This is a genomic window from Streptomyces sp. HSG2 (genome assembly GCF_016598575.1).
Classification (GTDB): Bacteria; Actinomycetota; Actinomycetes; order Streptomycetales; family Streptomycetaceae; genus Streptomyces.
In genome coordinates, this window is sequence record NZ_CP066801.1 from 2772431 (window position 1) to 2792763 (window position 20333).

At 67.9% G+C, this 20333-nt stretch carries 10 protein-coding genes and 3 rRNA genes; 5 read left to right on the top strand and 8 right to left on the bottom strand.

Going from position 1 to position 20333, the window contains the following annotated elements:
- Positions 1–374: 374 nt before the first annotated feature.
- Complete coding sequence (locus JEK78_RS11705) at positions 375–1187, bottom strand: helix-turn-helix domain-containing protein (protein ID WP_200258239.1); 813 nt, start codon at positions 1185–1187, stop codon at positions 375–377.
- Positions 1188–1866: 679 nt separating this feature from the next.
- Between JEK78_RS11705 and JEK78_RS11710 the strand changes: the two genes are divergently transcribed.
- Complete coding sequence (locus tag JEK78_RS11710; protein ID WP_200258242.1) at positions 1867–3516, top strand: SpoIIE family protein phosphatase; 1650 nt, start codon at positions 1867–1869, stop codon at positions 3514–3516.
- A gap of 71 nt (positions 3517–3587) precedes the next feature.
- Here JEK78_RS11710 and JEK78_RS11715 read toward each other — a convergent pair whose 3' ends face one another.
- A complete protein-coding gene (locus tag JEK78_RS11715; RefSeq protein WP_200264117.1) occupies positions 3588–4856 on the bottom strand; it encodes an MFS transporter in 1269 nt (422 codons plus the stop codon).
- A 165-nt stretch (positions 4857–5021) separates the two neighbouring features.
- Here JEK78_RS11715 and JEK78_RS11720 point away from each other — a divergent pair, with 165 nt between their 5' ends.
- From JEK78_RS11720 to rrf, 4 genes are all read left to right on the top strand, one after another.
- Positions 5022–5579 (top strand): MarR family transcriptional regulator, encoded by a 558-nt coding sequence (locus JEK78_RS11720; RefSeq protein WP_200258246.1) that lies wholly within the window; start codon positions 5022–5024, stop codon positions 5577–5579.
- Positions 5580–6201: 622 nt separating this feature from the next.
- Positions 6202–7726, top strand: a 16S ribosomal RNA gene (locus JEK78_RS11725).
- A gap of 340 nt (positions 7727–8066) precedes the next feature.
- Positions 8067–11194: ribosomal RNA gene (locus tag JEK78_RS11730) — 23S ribosomal RNA — on the top strand.
- 82 nt (positions 11195–11276) lie between these two features.
- Positions 11277–11393, top strand: a 5S ribosomal RNA gene (rrf, locus tag JEK78_RS11735).
- Together the 16S, 23S and 5S rRNA genes form the textbook arrangement of a ribosomal RNA operon.
- Before the next feature lie 128 nt (positions 11394–11521).
- Here the strand turns inward: rrf and JEK78_RS11740 are convergent.
- From JEK78_RS11740 to JEK78_RS11765, 6 genes are all read right to left on the bottom strand, one after another.
- The gene (locus JEK78_RS11740; RefSeq protein WP_200258249.1) at positions 11522–13135 is read right to left on the bottom strand and encodes a hypothetical protein; all 1614 of its coding nucleotides are present in this window, start codon (positions 13133–13135) and stop codon (positions 11522–11524) included.
- 304 nt (positions 13136–13439) lie between these two features.
- Complete coding sequence (locus JEK78_RS11745) at positions 13440–15056, bottom strand: type IV secretory system conjugative DNA transfer family protein (RefSeq protein WP_200258251.1); 1617 nt, start codon at positions 15054–15056, stop codon at positions 13440–13442.
- A 103-nt stretch (positions 15057–15159) separates the two neighbouring features.
- Positions 15160–16572 carry an ATP-binding protein gene (locus tag JEK78_RS11750; RefSeq protein WP_200258254.1) on the bottom strand — a complete coding sequence of 471 codons (1413 nt, stop codon included), beginning with the start codon at positions 16570–16572 and terminating at the stop codon, positions 15160–15162.
- 11 nt (positions 16573–16583) lie between these two features.
- Positions 16584–18140, bottom strand: coding sequence for an SCO6880 family protein (locus tag JEK78_RS11755; protein ID WP_200258257.1), 1557 nt, complete (start codon positions 18138–18140; stop codon positions 16584–16586).
- The gene (locus JEK78_RS11760) at positions 18137–19477 is read right to left on the bottom strand and encodes a hypothetical protein (RefSeq protein WP_200258259.1); all 1341 of its coding nucleotides are present in this window, start codon (positions 19475–19477) and stop codon (positions 18137–18139) included. The genes JEK78_RS11755 and JEK78_RS11760 overlap by 4 nt, the downstream gene beginning before the upstream one ends.
- A complete protein-coding gene (locus tag JEK78_RS11765) occupies positions 19467–20258 on the bottom strand; it encodes a hypothetical protein (protein ID WP_200258261.1) in 792 nt (263 codons plus the stop codon). Before JEK78_RS11765 ends, JEK78_RS11760 begins: the two co-directional genes overlap by 11 nt.
- Positions 20259–20333 lie beyond the last annotated feature (75 nt).

Below are 20333 nucleotides of genomic sequence, written 5' to 3' on the forward strand. Positions count from 1 at the left end.
GCGACGCGGCGCGGCGGGACCGGATCGGGCCGGGCGGCGGACCGTACGGGGTGTCCGCGCCGCCGCGACACCGGCCCCTCGGCCTCGTGCCACCACATGGCTCCGGCACGGGGAGAGCCCGGCCCGGCACCGCACGGTTCCGGAGCGAGACCGTGCGCACCCGGCCCACCCGCGCCGAGGGAACCCCAGGGGCCGAGGCCCACGGGCCGCCCACTGGGCGGGAGCGCGGGGCCCGGTGCGGGAGGGCTCGGGCGGGGTCGGGTCGCGGTCGGTCGGGACACGCGCCGCTCCCGTGTCCCGACGCTCACCCGCCGACGCTCACCCGCCGACGCTCACCCGCCGACGCTCACCCGCCGACGCTCACCCGCCGACGCTCACTCGACGGTGCTCGCACGGGTCGTCGGTGGTCCGGAGCGCGAGCGCAGCCCGTCCAGCAGGATGTCCAGCAACCGCCCCGACGCGGCCGTCTGCCGGGCCGGGTCGGGCAACGTCGGCGCCGGGGTGGCCATGACCAGCAGCACGTCGGACACCGACACGTCCGGGCGAAGCTCGCCCGCGGACCGGGCCCGCTCGACGAGCCGTCCGACGACCTCCAGGAGCGCCGCCGTCCCGGCGGCCGGGGCCCCAGGGTGTACCGGGAGGGAACCGGGGCCACGCGGCACGCCCGGCGCGGCCGCGGTGGCCGGAGTGCGGAGTCCGCCCGTGCTCCGCCGAGGCGGCGGCAGCGGCTCCCCGGCGCGAGGGTCGTCCTTCACGACACCGACCCGCAACACCTCGGGGGGCAGCAGGCGTCCCGCCCCCGATGCCACCGCCAGCCGAAGGAAGCGGGAGAGCGCCACGAACGCCCGGCTCTCCTGTTCCAGCGCCGAGCGGGCCTGTTCGGTCAGTCTGGCCGTCTCCTCGGCGGCGATCCGCCGCACCAGTACGTCCTTGCTCGGGAAGCGCCGGTAGACCGTGCCCACGCCGACTCGAGCACGACGGGCCACGTCCTCCATCGGCGCCCCGTAGCCCAGTTCCCCGAAGACCTCGCGGGCCGCGCGGAGCACGTGTTCCAGGTTGCGCTGGGCGTCGACACGCAGGGGTGCCGTCCGCGCGGCGCTCTCGTGCCCGGTGTGTGCCGCGGCGTCCGTCGCGGCGCCGTGCGCGCCCGAGGACATGAACGATCGATGAGGGTCGTGAACATGCATGGGCCATCCCCCGGTAATGACGTCTCCCCCCGGAGACTCTCCCGCCGTCGAGTGTCGGAGCGGCGGGACGTCGCCCCCGTGCCGGCCGTCGCGGCCCCGGAGGCGCTCCCTCCCCCCACATTCCGTTCACACGAACATAGTTGAGTTGCCGTCAATTCAGAAGGGGGGGTTCCGCACCAAGCGCCCGCCGATCGGAGCAGGGGTCGCTTACGCCCCGATGCGCCCCATCTCGCTCCCGAGCGCGGGCACGTCGGCGCGCGTCGGAGAGCTCTCTCGCCCCGGGACGACGCGTGGCGCTTCGGCGTGGCGGATCTCCCCCGGTCCCGGGTCGGTTCGCTCCCCGCGGCGGGCGAACCGGACCGCGCGGGCGGAGGGTCGCGCGCCGCCCGGACCGCGCTCTTCCGGTCGGCGCCTCACGGCCACGGCGCACTCGAACGTCTCGGCGCGGAGTCCGAACCCGTGACCGAGGGAAGACTTCCTGAAGAGACCCCGCACACCCGAAGGGGTCGTCCCCGCCGATCTCGGGAACTCACCCGTCCCCCTCCCCGTCTGAAGGGTGTCGCCCCCGGTGCCCTGCCAGACTTGGTCCACCACCCGGGGCGGGCCGCCGCTCGTCCCACGCGGCACCCGGAGCCCGGATCCGGAGCCGGCCGCCGATACGAACACGAGGCAAGGATCCGTGAACTTCACGCGCTGGAGCGCCCGCTTCCCCGGTACGCAGCGCCGCGCCGCCGCGCGCGCGGAGAGCACCGCGGTCGCCGCCGACCCCTCGGGACGGACCCCCGCTCCCGATCCCCGAGAGGGGCGGCCCGCCGGCGAGACGCCCCCCATGCCCGGGGTGGACGACCTGCCGGTGCGCGACGTCCTCGACCGCGTCCCGGCCCTGGTCGCCCTGGTGCACGGTCCGGACCACCGCCTCGCCTACGTCAACGACGCCTACACGGCCGCCTTCGGGGAGCGTCCGATCGGCGAGCCCGCTCGGGACACCCTCCCCGAGTTGGTCGAACCGGGACTCCTTCCCCTGCTTGACCAGGTCTCGCGCAGCGGCCGACCCCGCACCCTCAAGTCCCGCAAGACGCCCGACGGCCGCTCCTACACCTTCACCTGCGCGCCCGCCGCCCAAGGCGGGGACGGCGAACGGGGTGTGCTCGTCTTCGCCGTCGACGTCACCGATCATGCCGAGGCCGCCGAGCGGCTGCGCGCGGGGGAGCGCCACCAACGCGAGGCGGCGGTCACCCTCCAGCGTTCACTGCTCCCGCAGCGGCTGGAGGAACCCGACGATCTGCGCGTGGCCGCCACCTACCACCCCGGGGGCACGGAGGCCGCCGTCGGCGGTGACTGGTACGACGTGATCACGCTCGGTGGGGGGCGCACCGCCCTGGTCATCGGGGACGTGATGGGCCGAGGGGTCAGGGCCGCGGCCGTCATGGGACAGCTCCGCACGGCGGTGCGCGCGTACGCCCGCCTCGACCTGCCGCCGCACGAGGTCCTCCAGCTCCTCGACGGCCTCGCGGCGGACATCGACCCCCACCAGATCGCCACCTGCGTCTACGCCGTCCACGACCCGCACGAGGACAAGCTGGTGTACGCGTCCGCGGGCCATCTGCCCATCCTGGTCCGCGACGACGAGGGCCGGGTGTCCCGCGCCGACGAGCCGACCGGGCCACCGCTGGGCACGGGCGGCTGGATTCACTCCTCGGGCTCGGTGCCGCTGCGGCCGGGCTCCACCGCCGTCCTCTACACCGACGGGTTGGTGGAGCGCCGAAACGAGGACCTCGATCAGGGCATCGCCATGCTGGAGGGCGCCTTGGCCGGAGCCACCGGGCCCCCTCAGGTGGTCTGCGACCGGTTGGTGCGTCGTTCCGGTGTCACACCCGAGCACGACGACGACGTGGCGGTGCTGGTCCTCCAGCGCCCCGCGCGCACCGACGCCGAGAGCGATCTCTTCCGCGACGCCGCGCTGGAACTCCTGGGCGGGGTGGAGGCCGCTCCCCGTGCTCGGGCCTTCGCCTCCGGTGTCCTGACCAGCTGGCGCTTCCCGACCGAGCTGCACGATCGGGGTGTGCTCGCCGCCAGTGAACTCGTCGCCAACTCGCTCCAGCACGGGACGCCTCCGATGCGATTGCGCCTGCGTCGCACCGACCGGCGGTTGATCATCGAGGTCACCGACGGCGATGATCACCTGCCCCGCCGGCGCAGGGCCGAGCCGGCCGACGAGTCCGGACGGGGCGTCGCGATCGTCGCGACGGTCGCCTCCACCTGGGGATCTCGTCTCACACCCGGCGGAGGCAAGGCGGTGTGGTGCGAGTTCCTCCTGCCCCCGACCTGAGGGGCGGACGGGCGACGGCCGAACCCGCCCGGAGACCCGGGAGGAGGTGTGGCCGCCGCCCCCGCACGAGGTCAGGCGTCCACCGAGGCGATGGGGCCCACCGGGGCGCCGCCGCCTCCGACCACCCTGCTCCGCGCCCGCCAGGGGTGGTCCTGCGCCTCCGTCAGTCGCCGACCGAGCCGCAGGGCGAGCACCGATATCCCCAGGGAGAACAGTAGGAACGACAGGATGTAGGGCGCGTGCAGGGTGGCTCCCATCGGTCCGCCCACGGCCGGCCCGATGGCCAGGGCGAGCTGCTTGACCAGCGCGAAGGCGGAGTTGTACTGGCCCGCCCGGCCGTCCGGCGCCAGATCGGCGACCAGCGGGGCGACCGTCGGGGCCAGCATCGCCTCGCCCAGTCCGAACAGCGCGTACGTGGAGACGAACGCCGCGCCGGCCATCGCCTGTCCCACATGCCCCAGCCCGGCGTAGCCCGCCATGAGCCAGGCGACGGCCCAGATCAGGCCGACGGCGGCGATCACACGTGTCCGCTTCCGGCGCTCCACGAACTTCAGCACGGCGAACTGGGCGACCACGATGACCAGTGTGTTCGCCGCGAGCGCGGTGCCCAGCGTGGAAGGGGAGACACCGGCGGCCTCCACCCCGTAGGCGCTCAGGCCCGACTCGAACTGGCCGTAGCAGGCGAAGAAGAGGACGAAGCCGAGCACGCACAGGCGCACCATGGCCTTGTCGTCGCGGAGCGCGCCTCGCCCGTCGATTCTCGGGAGACCTCCCGCGCCCTCGGGGGCGAGGCGCGGCCGGGGCGAGCGCACGGTGGCCATGACCGCCACGAGGAGGAGGAACATCGCAGCCTCGACCGCGAAGAGCAGGGTGAAGGAGGTGGGCTCGGAGAGGTCCACCAGGTGGCCTCCGATCAGACCTCCGACACCGAGCCCGAGGTTCTGCAAGAAGAACTGGGTCGCGAACGCCCGGGAGCGGGTCGCGGCGGTGGAGTAGTCCACGATCATGGTAGCGAGGGCGGGTTGCGTCACGGCCTGCCCGGCCCCGAGGAGGGCGGCGGCCGACAGGACGGTCTCGGCCCGCTCGGACACTCCGAGGGCCATGGCACCGACGGAGGCCGCGACGAGTGCGGCCAACAGCACCGGCCGCGGGCCCCGCCGGACCATGGCCCGCCCCGCGAACGGCAGGACGACCAAGGCCGCCACGGCGAACAGCGCGAGCACGAGCCCCGCCGCGACCGAACCGAGCCCGCGTACCTGCGCCACGTAGACGTACAGGTAGGGGACGGTGAAACCGAGCCCGAACGCGCTGAGCGCGTTCCCCACGTGGATTCGGCGCATCGCCGCGCCCGCCGCCCTGGTCACCCTCGCCCCTCCCGAACACCGAGACCCTCAAGGTCCTTGAACAGAGAACTTCGAGGCCAAGACTTCAGACCTAAAGTTCGAAGCTAAAGAGTACAGACCGAAGGACTTCGAGGCAAAGGTGTGCCGTGTCATACTGCCGACATGGGCGACACCTCAGAGGCGGACGAGCCGACACTCGACGAACAGATCGCCGCCTACCAGCGCGAGTTCCGCGACCTCGACCCCCAGGTGGAGAAGATCGTCTCGGCACTCTCCCGGCTGAACCGCCGGATGAACGTCGCGTACCGCCGACAGACCGTCGACCTGGACATCGGTAACGCCGAGTGGGAGGTGCTCAAGGCGCTCGTCCTCGCCGGATCCCCCTACCGGCTGGGACCGGGAGAGTTGGCGAAGCGCCTGGGGCTGACGCCGGCGGCCATGACCCACCGCATCGACCGACTGGTCGCCGAGGACCTGGTGACCCGTGAGCGGGACGAGAACAACCGGGTGCGCGTCATCGTCGAGCTGACCGACGCCGGACGGGAGAAGTGGCTGGAGGTCATGCGCCGTGCCTCCGTGTTCGAGGAGGACCTCCTCCAGGACCTCTCCGCCGACGAGCGGGTGAGGCTGGGCGAGGTCCTCACCGTCCTGCTCCGCAGGGTGGAGCACGCCCAGCCCGACGCCGACGGTCGGCTCAGCGATCTCGAAGAAACCCCTTGACAGGGCGAAGTTGACAACCTCATGGGCGCTCCGTAGAGTTCTTCGGGTTGCCATGGGGGCCAAGCGGTTCCCCGGTGACCCTCCGCCGCGTCAGCGGCACCCACACACCAGCACGATCTCCTGCGGAGCGATTTCGGCGTGTCCGGAATTCGTTCCGCCGGCTCGATTTGGGAACCGCGGGGAAAGTCGCTAGTGTTCGGGACGTCGGAACGGCTCAACGGCCGTGAAGGCGAACCCCGCTGACTGGGGATCAGGTCGGTGAAACGGTCTGGTAGAGTCGGAGAGGCCGGAAAGGGAAGCGCGGAAGTGCTTTTCGGGAAGGCGGCCGAGGAAATCGGGTCGGAAACGGTCTGGTAGAGTCGGTGAAACCGAAGGGGAAACGCCCGGAGGAAAGCCGCGAGAGAGTGTGTTTCTCGGGTGAGTACGAAGAAAGCGTCCGTTCCTTGAGAACTCAACAGCGTGCCAAAAGTCAACGCCAGATATGTTGATACCCCGACGCCGGGATTGTTGTTCCGGTGGACGGGTTCCTTTGAAGTAGAACACAGCGAGGACGCTGTGGATCATCGGGTTATTCCTCCGGTGGTCCCGCTCCCGTGTTGTGTGCCGGGTGACCGGCAGAGCATTCACGGAGAGTTTGATCCTGGCTCAGGACGAACGCTGGCGGCGTGCTTAACACATGCAAGTCGAACGATGAACCATTTCGGTGGGGATTAGTGGCGAACGGGTGAGTAACACGTGGGCAATCTGCCCTGCACTCTGGGACAAGCCCTGGAAACGGGGTCTAATACCGGATATTGACTGTCACGGGCATCCGTGGTGGTGGAAAGCTCCGGCGGTGCAGGATGAGCCCGCGGCCTATCAGCTTGTTGGTGAGGTAGTGGCTCACCAAGGCGACGACGGGTAGCCGGCCTGAGAGGGCGACCGGCCACACTGGGACTGAGACACGGCCCAGACTCCTACGGGAGGCAGCAGTGGGGAATATTGCACAATGGGCGCAAGCCTGATGCAGCGACGCCGCGTGAGGGATGACGGCCTTCGGGTTGTAAACCTCTTTCAGCAGGGAAGAAGCGTGAGTGACGGTACCTGCAGAAGAAGCGCCGGCTAACTACGTGCCAGCAGCCGCGGTAATACGTAGGGCGCGAGCGTTGTCCGGAATTATTGGGCGTAAAGAGCTCGTAGGCGGCTTGTCGCGTCGGTTGTGAAAGCCCGGGGCTTAACCCCGGGTCTGCAGTCGATACGGGCAGGCTAGAGTTCGGTAGGGGAGATCGGAATTCCTGGTGTAGCGGTGAAATGCGCAGATATCAGGAGGAACACCGGTGGCGAAGGCGGATCTCTGGGCCGATACTGACGCTGAGGAGCGAAAGCGTGGGGAGCGAACAGGATTAGATACCCTGGTAGTCCACGCCGTAAACGGTGGGCACTAGGTGTGGGCAGCATTCCACGTTGTCCGTGCCGCAGCTAACGCATTAAGTGCCCCGCCTGGGGAGTACGGCCGCAAGGCTAAAACTCAAAGGAATTGACGGGGGCCCGCACAAGCGGCGGAGCATGTGGCTTAATTCGACGCAACGCGAAGAACCTTACCAAGGCTTGACATACATCGGAAGCGCTCAGAGATGGGTGTGCCCTTGTGGTCGGTGTACAGGTGGTGCATGGCTGTCGTCAGCTCGTGTCGTGAGATGTTGGGTTAAGTCCCGCAACGAGCGCAACCCTTGTCCCGTGTTGCCAGCAACTCTTCGGAGGTTGGGGACTCACGGGAGACCGCCGGGGTCAACTCGGAGGAAGGTGGGGACGACGTCAAGTCATCATGCCCCTTATGTCTTGGGCTGCACACGTGCTACAATGGCCGGTACAATGAGCTGCGATGCCGTGAGGTGGAGCGAATCTCAAAAAGCCGGTCTCAGTTCGGATTGGGGTCTGCAACTCGACCCCATGAAGTCGGAGTCGCTAGTAATCGCAGATCAGCATTGCTGCGGTGAATACGTTCCCGGGCCTTGTACACACCGCCCGTCACGTCACGAAAGTCGGTAACACCCGAAGCCGGTGGCCCAACCCCTTGTGGGAGGGAGCTGTCGAAGGTGGGACTGGCGATTGGGACGAAGTCGTAACAAGGTAGCCGTACCGGAAGGTGCGGCTGGATCACCTCCTTTCTAAGGAGCTTTCTCCTGTGCCTCCCCTTGGTTGTGGGGGGTGTGGGCAGAGGCCGGTTCATCAGCGAGTGTCTGGTGCCGGTGTGCTCGTGGGTGGAACGTTGACTATTCGGTCGGGTTTTCTGTTCCGGGTGTGTTTGTACTGCTTCCTGCTGTGGTGGGGGGTGTGGAAGACATGTTCGGGGGGGGGTTCGGTCGGGCACGTTGTTGGGTGTCTGAGGGTGCGGCCGTGTGGTCGTGGTCTCGGTTGTGCCGGTCCTGGTGAAGCATCGTCGGTGGATGGTGTGTGACGGGTGGCTGGTCGTTGTTTGAGAACTGCACAGTGGACGCGAGCATCTGTGGCCAAGTTTTTAAGGGCGCACGGTGGATGCCTTGGCACCAGGAACCGATGAAGGACGTGGGAGGCCGCGATAGGCCCCGGGGAGTCGTCAACCAGGCTTTGATCCGGGGGTGTCCGAATGGGGAAACCCGGCAGTCGTCATGGGCTGTCACCCTTGCCTGAACTCATAGGGCGAGTGGAGGGAACGCGGGGAAGTGAAACATCTCAGTACCCGCAGGAAGAGAAAACAACCGTGATTCCGGGAGTAGTGGCGAGCGAAACTGGATGAGGCCAAACCGTATGCGTGTGATACCCGGCAGGGGTTGCGTGTGCGGGGTTGTGGGATGTCTTTTTTCATGGTCTGCCGGCTGTGAGGCGAGTGAGAAACCGTTGATGTAGGCGAAGGACATGCGAAAGGTCCGGCGTAGAGGGTAAGACCCCCGTAGTCGAAATGTCAGCGGCTCGTTGAGGATTTTCCCAAGTAGCACGGGGCCCGAGAAATCCCGTGTGAATCTGGCGGGACCACCCGTTAAGCCTAAATATTCCCTGGTGACCGATAGCGGATAGTACCGTGAGGGAATGGTGAAAAGTACCCCGGGAGGGGAGTGAAATAGTACCTGAAACCGTGTGCCTACAAGCCGTGGGAGCGTCGCATGCGAGCCTTTCGGGGTTTGTGTGTCGTGACTGCGTGCCTTTTGAAGAATGAGCCTGCGAGTTTGCGGTGTGTTGCGAGGTTAACCTGTTGTGGGGTAGCCGTAGCGAAAGCGAGTCCGAAGAGGGCGTTGGAGTAGCATGCTCAAGACCCGAAGCGGAGTGATCTAGCCATGGGCAGGTTGAAGCGGAGGTAAGACTTCGTGGAGGACCGAACCCACCAGGGTTGAAAACCTGGGGGATGACCTGTGGTTAGGGGTGAAAGGCCAATCAAACTCCGTGATAGCTGGTTCTCCCCGAAATGCATTTAGGTGCAGCGTCGTGTGTTTCTTGCCGGAGGTAGAGCACTGGATAGGCGATGGGCCTTACCGGGTTACTGACCTTAGCCAAACTCCGAATGCCGGTAAGTGAGAGCGCGGCAGTGAGACTGTGGGGGATAAGCTCCATGGTCGAGAGGGAAACAGCCCAGAGCATCGACTAAGGCCCCTAAGCGTACGCTAAGTGGGAAAGGATGTGGAGTCGCAGAGACAACCAGGAGGTTGGCTTAGAAGCAGCCATCCTTGAAAGAGTGCGTAATAGCTCACTGGTCAAGTGATTCCGCGCCGATAATGTAGCGGGGCTCAAGTGTACCGCCGAAGTCGTGTCATTCACATGGTTGCCTTAACGGGTGTGTGGATGGGTAGGGGAGCGTCGTTTGCCGGGTGAAGCAGCGCCGTAAGGCAGTTGTGGACGGTTGACGAGTGAGAATGCAGGCATGAGTAGCGATTCAAACGTGGGAAACGTTTGCGCCGATTGACCAAGGGTTCCTGGGTCAAGCTGATCTGCCCAGGGTAAGTCGGGACCTAAGGCGAGGCCGACAGGCGTAGTCGATGGATAACCGGTTGATATTCCGGTACCCGCTGTGGAGCGTCAAACGTCGAATCTGGTGATGCTAAGCCCGTGAAGCCGTTCCGGACCCTTCGGGGGATGGATTGTGGTGGAGCCGGTGGTCCGAGCTGGTAGTAGGCGAGTGATGGGGTGACGCAGGAAGGTAGTCCATCCCGGGCGGTGGTTGTCCCGGGGTAAGGGTGTAGGGCGTTGCGTAGGTAAATCCGCGTGACATGTGTCTGAGACCTGATGCCGAGCCGATTGTGGTGAAGTGGATGATCCTATGCTGTCGAGAAAAGCCTCTAGCGAGTTTCATGGCGGCCCGTACCCTAAACCGACTCAGGTGGTCTGGTAGAGAATACCGAGGCGTTCGGGTGAACTATGGTTAAGGAACTCGGCAAAATGCCCCCGTAACTTCGGGAGAAGGGGGGCCATTTCTGGTGATGGGCTGTGCGCCTTGAGCTGGGGGTGGCCGCAGAGACCAGCGAGAAGCGACTGTTTACTAAAAACACAGGTCCGTGCGAAGCCGTAAGGCGATGTATACGGACTGACGCCTGCCCGGTGCTGGAACGTTAAGGGGACCGGTTAGTTCCATTTCGGTGGGGCGAAGCTGAGAACTTAAGCGCCAGTAAACGGCGGTGGTAACTATAACCATCCTAAGGTAGCGAAATTCCTTGTCGGGTAAGTTCCGACCTGCACGAATGGCGTAACGACTTCTCGACTGTCTCAACCATAGGCCCGGTGAAATTGCACTACGAGTAAAGATGCTCGTTTCGCGCAGCAGGACGGAAAGACCCCGGGACCTTTACTATAGTTTGATATTGGTGTTCGGTTCGGCTTGTGTAGGATAGCTGGGAGACTGTGAAGCCTGTACGCCAGTGTGGGTGGAGTCGTCGTTGAAATACCAGTCTGGTCGTGCTGGATGTCTAACCTGGGTCCGTGATCCGGATCAGGGACAGTGTCTGATGGGTAGTTTAACTGGGGCGGTTGCCTCCTAAAGGGTAACGGAGGCGCCCAAAGGTTCCCTCAGCCTGGTTGGTAATCAGGTGTTGAGTGTAAGTGCACAAGGGAGCTTGACTGTGAGACCGACGGGTCGAGCAGGGACGAAAGTCGGGACTAGTGATCCGGCGGTGGCTTGTGGAAGCGCCGTCGCTCAACGGATAAAAGGTACCCCGGGGATAACAGGCTGATCTTCCCCAAGAGTCCATATCGACGGGATGGTTTGGCACCTCGATGTCGGCTCGTCGCATCCTGGGGCTGGAGTCGGTCCCAAGGGTTGGGCTGTTCGCCCATTAAAGCGGTACGCGAGCTGGGTTTAGAACGTCGTGAGACAGTTCGGTCCCTATCCGCTGTGCGCGTAGGAGTCTTGAGAAGGGCTGTCCCTAGTACGAGAGGACCGGGACGGACGAACCTCTGGTGTGCCAGTTGTTCTGCCAAGGGCATGGCTGGTTGGCTACGTTCGGGAGGGATAACCGCTGAAAGCATCTAAGCGGGAAGCCTGCTTCGAGATGAGGGCTCCCACCTACTTGATGGGGTAAGGCTCCCAGTAGACGACTGGGTTGATAGGCCGGGTATGGAAGCACTGTGAGGTGTGGAGTTGACCGGTACTAATAGGCCGAGGGCTTGTCCGTAGGTGCTCGCGTCCACTGTGTTGGTTCTGAAACCACGAACGGTTGTCCCTGTTGTGGGGTGCTGGTTGTTGTTTCGTTGTGTTTCGGTGGTTTTAGCGTAGGGGAAACGCCCGGTTACATTCCGAACCCGGAAGCTAAGCTCTACAGCGCCGATGGTACTGCAGGGGGGACCCTGTGGGAGAGTAGGACGCCGCCGAACGATTTTTGTGGGAGGGTTCCTTCTTCCGGCTTTGTGTCGGGGGAGGGAACCCTCCCTTTTTCATGACCGAGGGCCTTTCCCTTGTGCTTGCGCACCGGGGAAAGGCCCTCGTGTTCTTGCGGGTGTGGTCAGTTGTCGCAGCCCTGGACGGGGTTGGCGCTGCCGTCGCAGTTGGTGGGGACGTTGTCGATGATCTTGTTGTGGGAGTAGGTGGTGACGGTCCCGTTGTTGTCGATTCCGCCCGGTGCCTCGTCCGACGCGTTGTCGATGACCTTGGTGTGAGTGAGGGCGACCTCGTTGTCGTCGTCGACGAAGATGCCTCCGCCGGTGCTGGTGTCGCCGCTGACCTGGTTCCCCTTGACGGAGGTGCGGCGTACGGCCACCCCGTCGTCGTCGCTGAGCCCGGTGTGGATTCCGCCTCCGCTCAGGGTGGCCTTGTTGTCGTGGACCTTGCTGTCCTCCAGGACCGCGTCCTCTTCGAAGACGATGCCCCCGCCGTCGCCGAAGGCCGTGTTCTCGACGATGGAGCTCTTGCGGATGTGGAAGACGCCGCCGTCGCTGAACAGGCCTCCGCCGTTCTCCGCCGAGTTGCAGGAGACGAGGCTCTTCTCGATCTCCGTCAGGCCGGAGTCCGAGTGGACGGCTCCGCCGTCGGTCGCGGAGTTCTCGCGGAATACGCTCTTGCTGATCCTGGTGGTGCCGCCGTCGTTGTGGATGGCTCCGCCGTCGGAGTCCGCGGTGTTTCCGGTGAACTTGGAGGTGGTGACCTCCAAGAGGCCGCTCCTGTTCTGGATGGCGCCACCGTTGTCGGAGTAGTTGCCGCTGAAGGTGCTCTTCGCGATGGTGGTGACGCCCTCGTTGGCGATGGCACCGCCCTCGTCGAAGTCGATGTCGTCGACGGAGTTGTTGTGGAAGGTGGTGTGGTCGAGGTCGAGACGTCCGGCCGGCTGGACGAACACGGCGCCGCCCTCGTCGTTGTCGGCGCTCTTGCCTCGGGTCAGGGTGAGGTGTCGCAGCGACAGGTCGCCGCCGGCGCCGACCTCGAACAGGCGGAAGTGGTCGGCGTTGGCCGCGCGGGCGATGGTGGCGCCGTTGCCGTCGATGGTGATGGGCTGGACGACGACGGGCAGGCCGTTGCCGTCCTGGCCGGAGGTGAGGGTGTAGACGCACTTGGGGGCGAGGGAGAGGTGCCCGCCTCCGCGCTGGTTGGCCTTGGTGATCGCGGAGGCGAGGGCGCTGGGGGAGCACTTCACCTCGTGCGAGTCGCGCTCGTCGTACCCGTGCTCGTCGTGTCCCTCGTGCTCCCCGTCGCCGCCTCGGCCGGCTCCGCCGGAGCGACCCTCCTCCTTGCCGCCTTCCTCCTTGCCGCCCTCCTTGCCGCCGTGGTGCTCTCCGCCCTCCCGCTGCTCGCCGTCGCCGCCGCGGTGCGAGCCCTCGTCGGAGGCGTCGTCACCGTGCTCGGTGTCGGGGTTCCCGGCCTGCTCGGCCCAGTACTCGGCGTCGTCGTGGTGGTCCTCGTCGTGGTGGCCACCCGGCTCTCCGCCCTTCTTGGCCTCGCCGCCCTTGGCGCTGTCGCCGCCCTGGACGGCGGCGGCCTTGCTGGTGGTCGGCACCATGGCGGCGGGCGCGGTGCAGGCGATCGTGCTGAGTCCGGCCGCCGCGATGACCACGAGTTTGCCGTGGGCGCGAATTCCCGTGCCCTTCGAGCGCCGCTGGGGGCCGCGACCGTGTGTGGGGAACATCCCGATTCTCCTCGTGCGTGACAGATGTGGAGTCGCCTGAAGTGGCGATGAGCACATATCACCTCAAAAGGGATAACGGATGTGATGTTTTTTCGTAGTGCGTCCGGGGTTCTTATGAGCGGGTAATCGTATGAATTGGTACTCGTGGAGCCTTGTACGTCTGCCGTCAGATGGTCGCGGGCACGGTGTCGGCGTGCCGTCAGAAGGTCGCGGCACCACCACGGACGTCCGCCGGAGCCCGAAGGACGCCGCATCGGCCCGGCAGGTCCGGGGGACCGTACGCCCGGCACCGTCCGCCCGCGGATCAGGCCGGCAGTTCCTCCCGGGGCCAGCGGGCGCGGCCCTGCTCAGGGGAGCGGAGCAGGGCCAGCGTCGGCAGGCCCCTGTCCCCACCGGAGGCGAGCAGTTCGGGAAGACGGGGGAGCGGGGCGACGGCGGCCACGTCTTCCAACACCAGGGTGAGTGGTGGGTCGAGCCGACCGGAGGATGACCGTGCGGCCACGCGCCGGCCGCGCTCGACCACGCTGGAGGCGAGGGCCGTCAGAAGCGGCATCGCGCCGGGCGCCGACCTGGGGTCTTCGAGGGACTCGCCGACCACGTAGAGACTTCCCCCTTCTTCCACGAAGGAATCCAGGGCGAGGACGTCGGCGCGGTGGGATGTGCACGCCTGACGGATGTTGACGGCGGAGAGGGCGGCCAGCGTCCGGGAGGTCAGCTCGTGTGCCATGTCGCGGCGCTCGGGATACGCGGTGAGCGCGGCCTCCAGTTCCCCCGCCGATCCGGGGGCCGCCCTGGTGTGGGTGCGGAGGGTGCGAACGGCGTCCTGCACCTGGTTGCCGTGGGCCCACCGGTGGAGGTGTCGGACCGTCCGCCCCTCCAGGGCGGCGGCGTGGAGGTAGCAGCGCAGCAGCGTGCGGGCGGTGTCGGAGACGGCCTGGTCGAGTCGCGCGGTCGGCCGGACCGGGGCGAGCAGCGCGGCGGCCCGCTCCGCGGCCGTCGCCGGGTCCTGGCAGCCGGCCGTCGGCGCCCACCGGAGACGGGAGGGGGTGTCGCAGAGATGCGCGGGGTCGTAGAGGTGTACCGGGCCCAGCTTGGCGCGCGCGTCCTTGGTGTCCCGCCAGACACCCGGGTTCGAGGTGACGACGAGCACCGGCCCCGCGGCGTCGCGCACCGCCCGGACGGCGAGGGCGCCGCGGACCTCCGCCGGCCCGTACCGCAGCGGGCCTTCTCGGTGCTCCGGGGGCACGCTCGGGACGACGGACTCCCGCGGGGCGGCTTCGTGGGACGGGGACTTCGCCGGCGCGTCGGTGGTCGACTCCGCCGGCCCTGTCGGCGAGTCGTCCTTACGGATCGCCCGCCCCGGGGAGGTGGCGGGCCGGGGAAGCGCGCCGCCTCCCGGATCCCCTTCCGTTCCCGGGGGCGCGGGAGGGGCCGGGACGGGCGTCCGCGCCCCCGCGGGTCGCCGCGTGGACCGCGGTGCCGACTCCCCCGCCGGTCCGTGCCGGTGATGGGCCGGCTGAGGGCCCGCCTCGGCGCCGGCTCCGCCCCGGGTGGCCGTCCGATGTCTCCGCACGGCCTTCCAGCGGGCCAGTGTGCCCAGTACGAAGACGCTCAGCACCACCAGCACCATGAGCTGTCCGAGGAAGACCCCCCAGAACAGCCCGTGTCCGGGGAGTCCGACCGGGGCCGCCCCGGGCCAGGCGCCGGGGATGTCGCGGGGGTCGGCGACCAGCAGGCGCATGGCCGAGGGCGTGCGAGTGAAGGCGACCCCCGAGGGCCAGGAGCCGTGCGCGAGAAGGCCGGCCAGGCCGGTGGCCGTCCACGTCAGCAGCGTCATGCCGAGCAGGAACCCGATAGCGCCGACCAACAGGCCGTCCGGGACGCCGCCCCGACCCTCGCGGCGGCCCTCGTCCGGTCTCATGCCGTTCCTCCGTCTCGTGCCCGGTGCGGCACCGGGGCGGCGTCCGATCGCGGCGAGGAGGAGGGACGCGAGGACGGCCGGGGTGGCGTGGGCAGCCCGAGCACTACGCCACCGTCGACCGCGACGGGTCCCCCAGACGCTGTTCCACGAACGCCGCGGCTCGTTCCTCCGCCTCCAGTTCTGCCGCGAGCAGGGCGTCGTCGCCTCGGTCTCCCGAGGATTCGGTCATGGCGCGGTCCGTGAAGACCAGGGGGCGCTCGGTCTCGGTCACCAGGTGTTTGACGACCTGGACGTTGCCGTTGACGTCCCACACCGCGATGCCCGGGGTCAGGGTCGGGATGATCTCCACCGCCCAGCGGGGCAGTCCCAGCACCCTCCCGGTGGCTCGCGCCTCGTCGGCCTTCTGCGCGTAGACGGTCCTGGTCGAGGCCATCTTGAGGATCGCCGCCGCCTCCTTCGCCGCGGCCCCGTCCACGACGTCCGACAGGTGGTGGACGACCGCCACGAAGGACAGGCCGAGCCGACGGCCGAACTTGAGCAGTCGTTGGAACAGCTGGGCCACGAAGGGGCTGTTGATGATGTGCCAGGCCTCCTCGACCAGGAAGATGCGCTTCTTTCGGTCGGGACGGATCCAGGTGTGCTCCAGCCACACGCCGACGATGGCCATCAGGATGGGCATCGCGATCGAGTTGCGATCGATGTGGGACAGGTCGAAGACGATCAGCGGTGCGTCCAGGTCGATCCCCACCGTGGTGGGCCCGTCGAACATGCCGCGCAGGTCGCCGTCGACGAGCCGGTCGAGAACCAGGGCGACGTCGAGGCCCCAGGCCCGTACGTCGTCGGGATCGACGTTCATCGCCTCGGCCGCGTCCGGTTCGGGGTGGCGCAGGCGCTCCACGATGTCGGTCAGGACGGGCTGCCGGTCGAGGACGGTCTCGTTGACGTAGGAGTGCGCCACCTTGAGGGCGAAGCCCGACCGTTCGTCGAGCCCGCGCCCCATGGCGACCTCGACGATGGTCCGGAGCAGCGCCAGCTGTCCTGTGGTGGTGATCGTCGGGTCGAGGGGGTTGAGCCGGATGCCGTGGTCCAGGGCGGCCGTCGGGTCCAGCCGGACGGGAGTTATGCCCAACTCCTCCGCGATGAGGTTCCACTCGCCGACGCCGTCCTCGCCCTGCGCGTCGAGCACCACGACCTGGCGGTCCCGGAACCGCAGCTGTCGCAGTACGTAGGTCTTCTCCAACGCCGACTTGCCGTTTCCGGACTCGCCCAGGACCAGCCAGTGAGGGGCCGGCAGTTGCTGGCCGTACAGCTGGAAGGGGTCGTAGATGTAGCCCTTGCCGGAGTACACCTCCCGGCCGATGATCACGCCGGAGTCGCCCAGGCCGGGGGCCGCGGTGGGCAGGTAGACGGCCTGTGCCTGACCGGTCGAGGTGCGCACCGGCAGGCGGGTCGTCTCCACCTTCCCGAAGAGGAAGGAGGTGAAGGCGTCCGTGAGGACGGTCAGCGGATCCCGCATGAGGCTAGCCCCTACCTTCGGATGCCGGTGGCGAACGGGAGGGTGTTCACGAAGGCGCGGTGGTGCTCGCGGTCGCACCACTCCAGCTTCAGGTACGACTTGCCGGCCGAGGCCCGGATGGTCCGCTTGTCGCGACCGAGCGCTTCGGGGGTGCGGGCGGAGACGGTGAGGTAGCCGACCAGATTGACGCCGGCGGCTCCGCTGGCGAGATCCTCGCCGCGCTGGTCGAGCCGGCTGTGCGCGGCGAGGTCGCGTGGGTCGACGGTGCGGTTCATCTTGGCGGCCCGGGACGCCTCCGCGCTGTCGTTGGTCTTCTCCGTGAGCATCCGCTCGATGGCCACCTCGGTCGGCTCCAGATCCATCGTGACGGCGACCGTGCGGATGACGTCCGGAGTGTGGACGAGCAGGGGGGCCAGGAAGTTGACGCCGACCGGGGTCATCGGCCACTCCTTGACCCAGGCGGTGGCGTGGCACCAGGGGGCGCGGGTGGCGGACTCGCGGGTCTTGGCCTGAAGGTAGGTGGGCTCGGTCGCGTCCAGCTCCGCGGGCCAGGTGTTCCGGCGGGTCATCGCCTGGATGTGGTCGATGGGGTGGTCCGGGTCGTACATGGAGTGGATCAGCGAGGCGAGCCGACCCTGGCCGAGTGGCTGCCGGACGCGGATGTCGGCTTCCTGGAGCCGGGAGCAGATGTCCGTCAGCTCGCGGGCCATCACCACCGCGAGGCCGGCGTCCCGGTCCGCCCGCCCGCGCGCCGGACGGGCGGCGCGGGCCATGGCGTGCGCCTCGGCGGCCAGATCGCGGCTGTGGTGCATACAGGCCACCAGGTAGGCGCGGTGCTGCTCGCTGCTGGTGGACACCATCGACTGCAACTGGTCGTAGGAGTCGCGGAGCCAGGGCAGCGCCCGGTCGTCCCCACGCACGGCGACGTCCTTGGCGTGGGCGTCCGGGTCCGCCGGCAGGGTGCGGGCGAGCATCTGGAGCCGGGTCACGAAGCCGTCCCCGTTGGCGACGTGCTTCAGGAGGGTGCCGAAGCGGTCGACCAGCGCTTCCTGGTCCTCGGAGTCGCGCAGGCCCACCCCGGGGCCCTCGATCTCGAGGGCGGCGGTCACCGTCTTCCGGTCCGCGTGGAGCAACACGGCGATCTCGTCAGGACCGAACGGCGCCGAGAGCCAGGTGATCCGACCGATGCCGGGGGGAGGCCCCACCTCGACCTCCCGCCCGTCCAGCCGGGTCCCGGCCTCGGCCGCGCCGGAACGGTAGGTCGCCCCCCGACGCAGGGTCCGGCGGTAGCCGCGGTTGATCTCGAACCACCGGTAGAACGTCCGTTGCCGGTAGGGCATGTAGACGGCGGCGAGCGCGAGCAGCGGGAAGCCGGTCAGCAGCACGATGCGCAGGGTCAGATGGGGCACCAGGAGCCCGCACATCATGCCGAGGAAAGCCCCCACGACGATCAGCGCGATCTCGCCGGTCTCGCGATTGCGCCCGATCACCGCGTTCGGCCGGGCCCGACCGATCAGATACGAACGGCGGGGCGTGACCGGATGGGACAGGTGAGACTCGGTCGTCAACGCCCCTCACCTCCTGAGCTTCGGGTGTCGCTGTTGCGGGAACCGGCGTGCGGCGTGTTCACCGGACTGCCCGACCGGGGCGCGGGCGCGGGCGGCGCCACCACGGTGCCCCCGCCGCTCGACCCTCGATCGCCGTGCGCGGCGACGCCACCGGAGGCCGGGTTGGCGGGGCGCGGCGACCCGCCGCCGGACCCGCTGTCCGCGCCCTGCTGGCCTCGGGAGCTGTGCGCCTTGATCCCCTGGGCCACCAGGGTGGCCGGGGAACTCATCACCGCGGCGGCCTTGCCCTCGGCACCCTGCATGAGCCGGTTGTTCCGGGAATTGGCGATCTCGTCGCCGAACCCGGGGACGAAGCGGTAGATCATCGCCGAGGCGAAGATGGCGAGCAGGATGATGGCCAGGCCCGAGACCACCGCCGAGAAGGCGTCCGGCCCGTCGTCGGCGGACAGCGCGCCGGCCAGTCCGAGGACGATGACGATGACGGGCTTGACCAGGATGACGGCGATCATGATGCCCGCCCAGCGTCGGACGTGCCCCCACAGGTTCTTGTCGACCAGTCCCGCGTAGACCACCGTTCCCAGCAGTGCCCCGACGTAGAGCAGCGCGGCCCGGATCACCAGCTCCAGCCAGAGGACCCCGGCGGCGAGGATCGACACCAGCGAGACGACGATCAGCATGATCGGGCCGCCGCCGATGCTCTCGCCCTTCTCCAGGGCCGACGAGAACGTACCGAAGAAGGCGTCCGTTTGGTCCCCGGTCGCCTGGGCGAGCACGTCGGTGACACCGTCCGTCGCCGACACCACCGTGTACAGGATCAGCGGGGTGAAGGCGGACGCCAGCACGGTGAGCCAGAGGAACCCGACCGCCTCCGACAACGCGGTCGTCAACGGCACCCCCCGAACCGCCCGCTTGGCGACGGCCAGGAGCCACAGAAGCAGCGTCAGGATCGTCGAGGCGGCGAAGACGACGGCGTACTGCTGGAGGAAGGTGGGGTTGGTGTAGTCGACCTCGGCCGTCTCGCTTACGGCGGTGCTCAGCTTGTCGATCGTCCAGGCGGCGGCCTCGGCGCAGCCCTTGGCCAGGGCGGAGAGCGGATCGATCGCGGAGGCCGGCCCGTCCAGCGTCCCGCCCCCGCCTCCACCGGTGCCGCCGCCCCGCTCGCAGAACTCCTTGGCGGGGCCGCGAATCAGATCACAGGGGTTGTCACTTGACGACGGTGTTGGACTGGGGTCGGGCGTGGGTTCCGCGGTGGCCTGTGGGGCCAGGGACACGACCGTTGTCTGTACGGCGGCCAGAGCCACCGCGCCTTTGAGAGCTCGGCTTCGGCTAGCGCGCATAGGTGAAGCCTCCGTACTCCTCGACGGCCTTGGTCATGTCGTCGGCTGTCGAGGCTCGCTGATCGCGCCTGACCGGCACTGGGCCGTCCGTCTGCTCGAAGTCCGTAATCCTCCAGTCCTCGTCGGCCCAGGTGAGCTGGTACGTCGTGGTGTACCAGCTCTCGGTGACCGGGGTGACGGCCTTGTCCCCGGAGAGGCCGAAGAGCGAGGTGTACCAGAGTTCGACGGTTGCTTGATCCCTCGTGAACTCGGTGACCTTGGTTCCCACCGGAATGACACGGGACACGAAGGTCTGACCCGACGGTGCGGTTCCGTCCTCGGAGAGCCCGATCCTGGTGAGGAACTCCTTGCTCGCGTAAGCCTTGTCCAAGGCCTCACGTCGTGCGGTTGACACCTCCGGGGCGTATACGGCGCCGACGATGGCATGTCGCTTCGACTCGTCGAACATGTCGGCCGATCCCAAAGCCACCGCGTAGTTCGCCGCCGCGCTCTGCGCGCCCTGCTCGTCGCGGGCGAAGCCGGTCGCGACCGGGAGGGCTCCGCTGGGCGCGGTGGGTGCCGCCTCGGGCTTGTCCGTGGCCACCGACGGCTCTGTCGGGCCGTCTCCCCCACGGTTGGCGAAGGCGATGGCGGCGATCAACAACACGACGACACCGACCACCGTCACTGTGCCCCGCGACGACCGCCCCGTTCTGCGCACGCCCGGATCGGGTAGCCGGGTCCGGGTCTGGCCGGTCCCGCCGTACCCGTGTGAGGCCCCTTGCTCGTCTCCGAGACTCATGCCGTGTAAGCCCCCTCGCCGTCGTTCGGAAACTGCTCGAAGCCGCTGCCGTGGTAGTACGACGGTAGCCGTGCT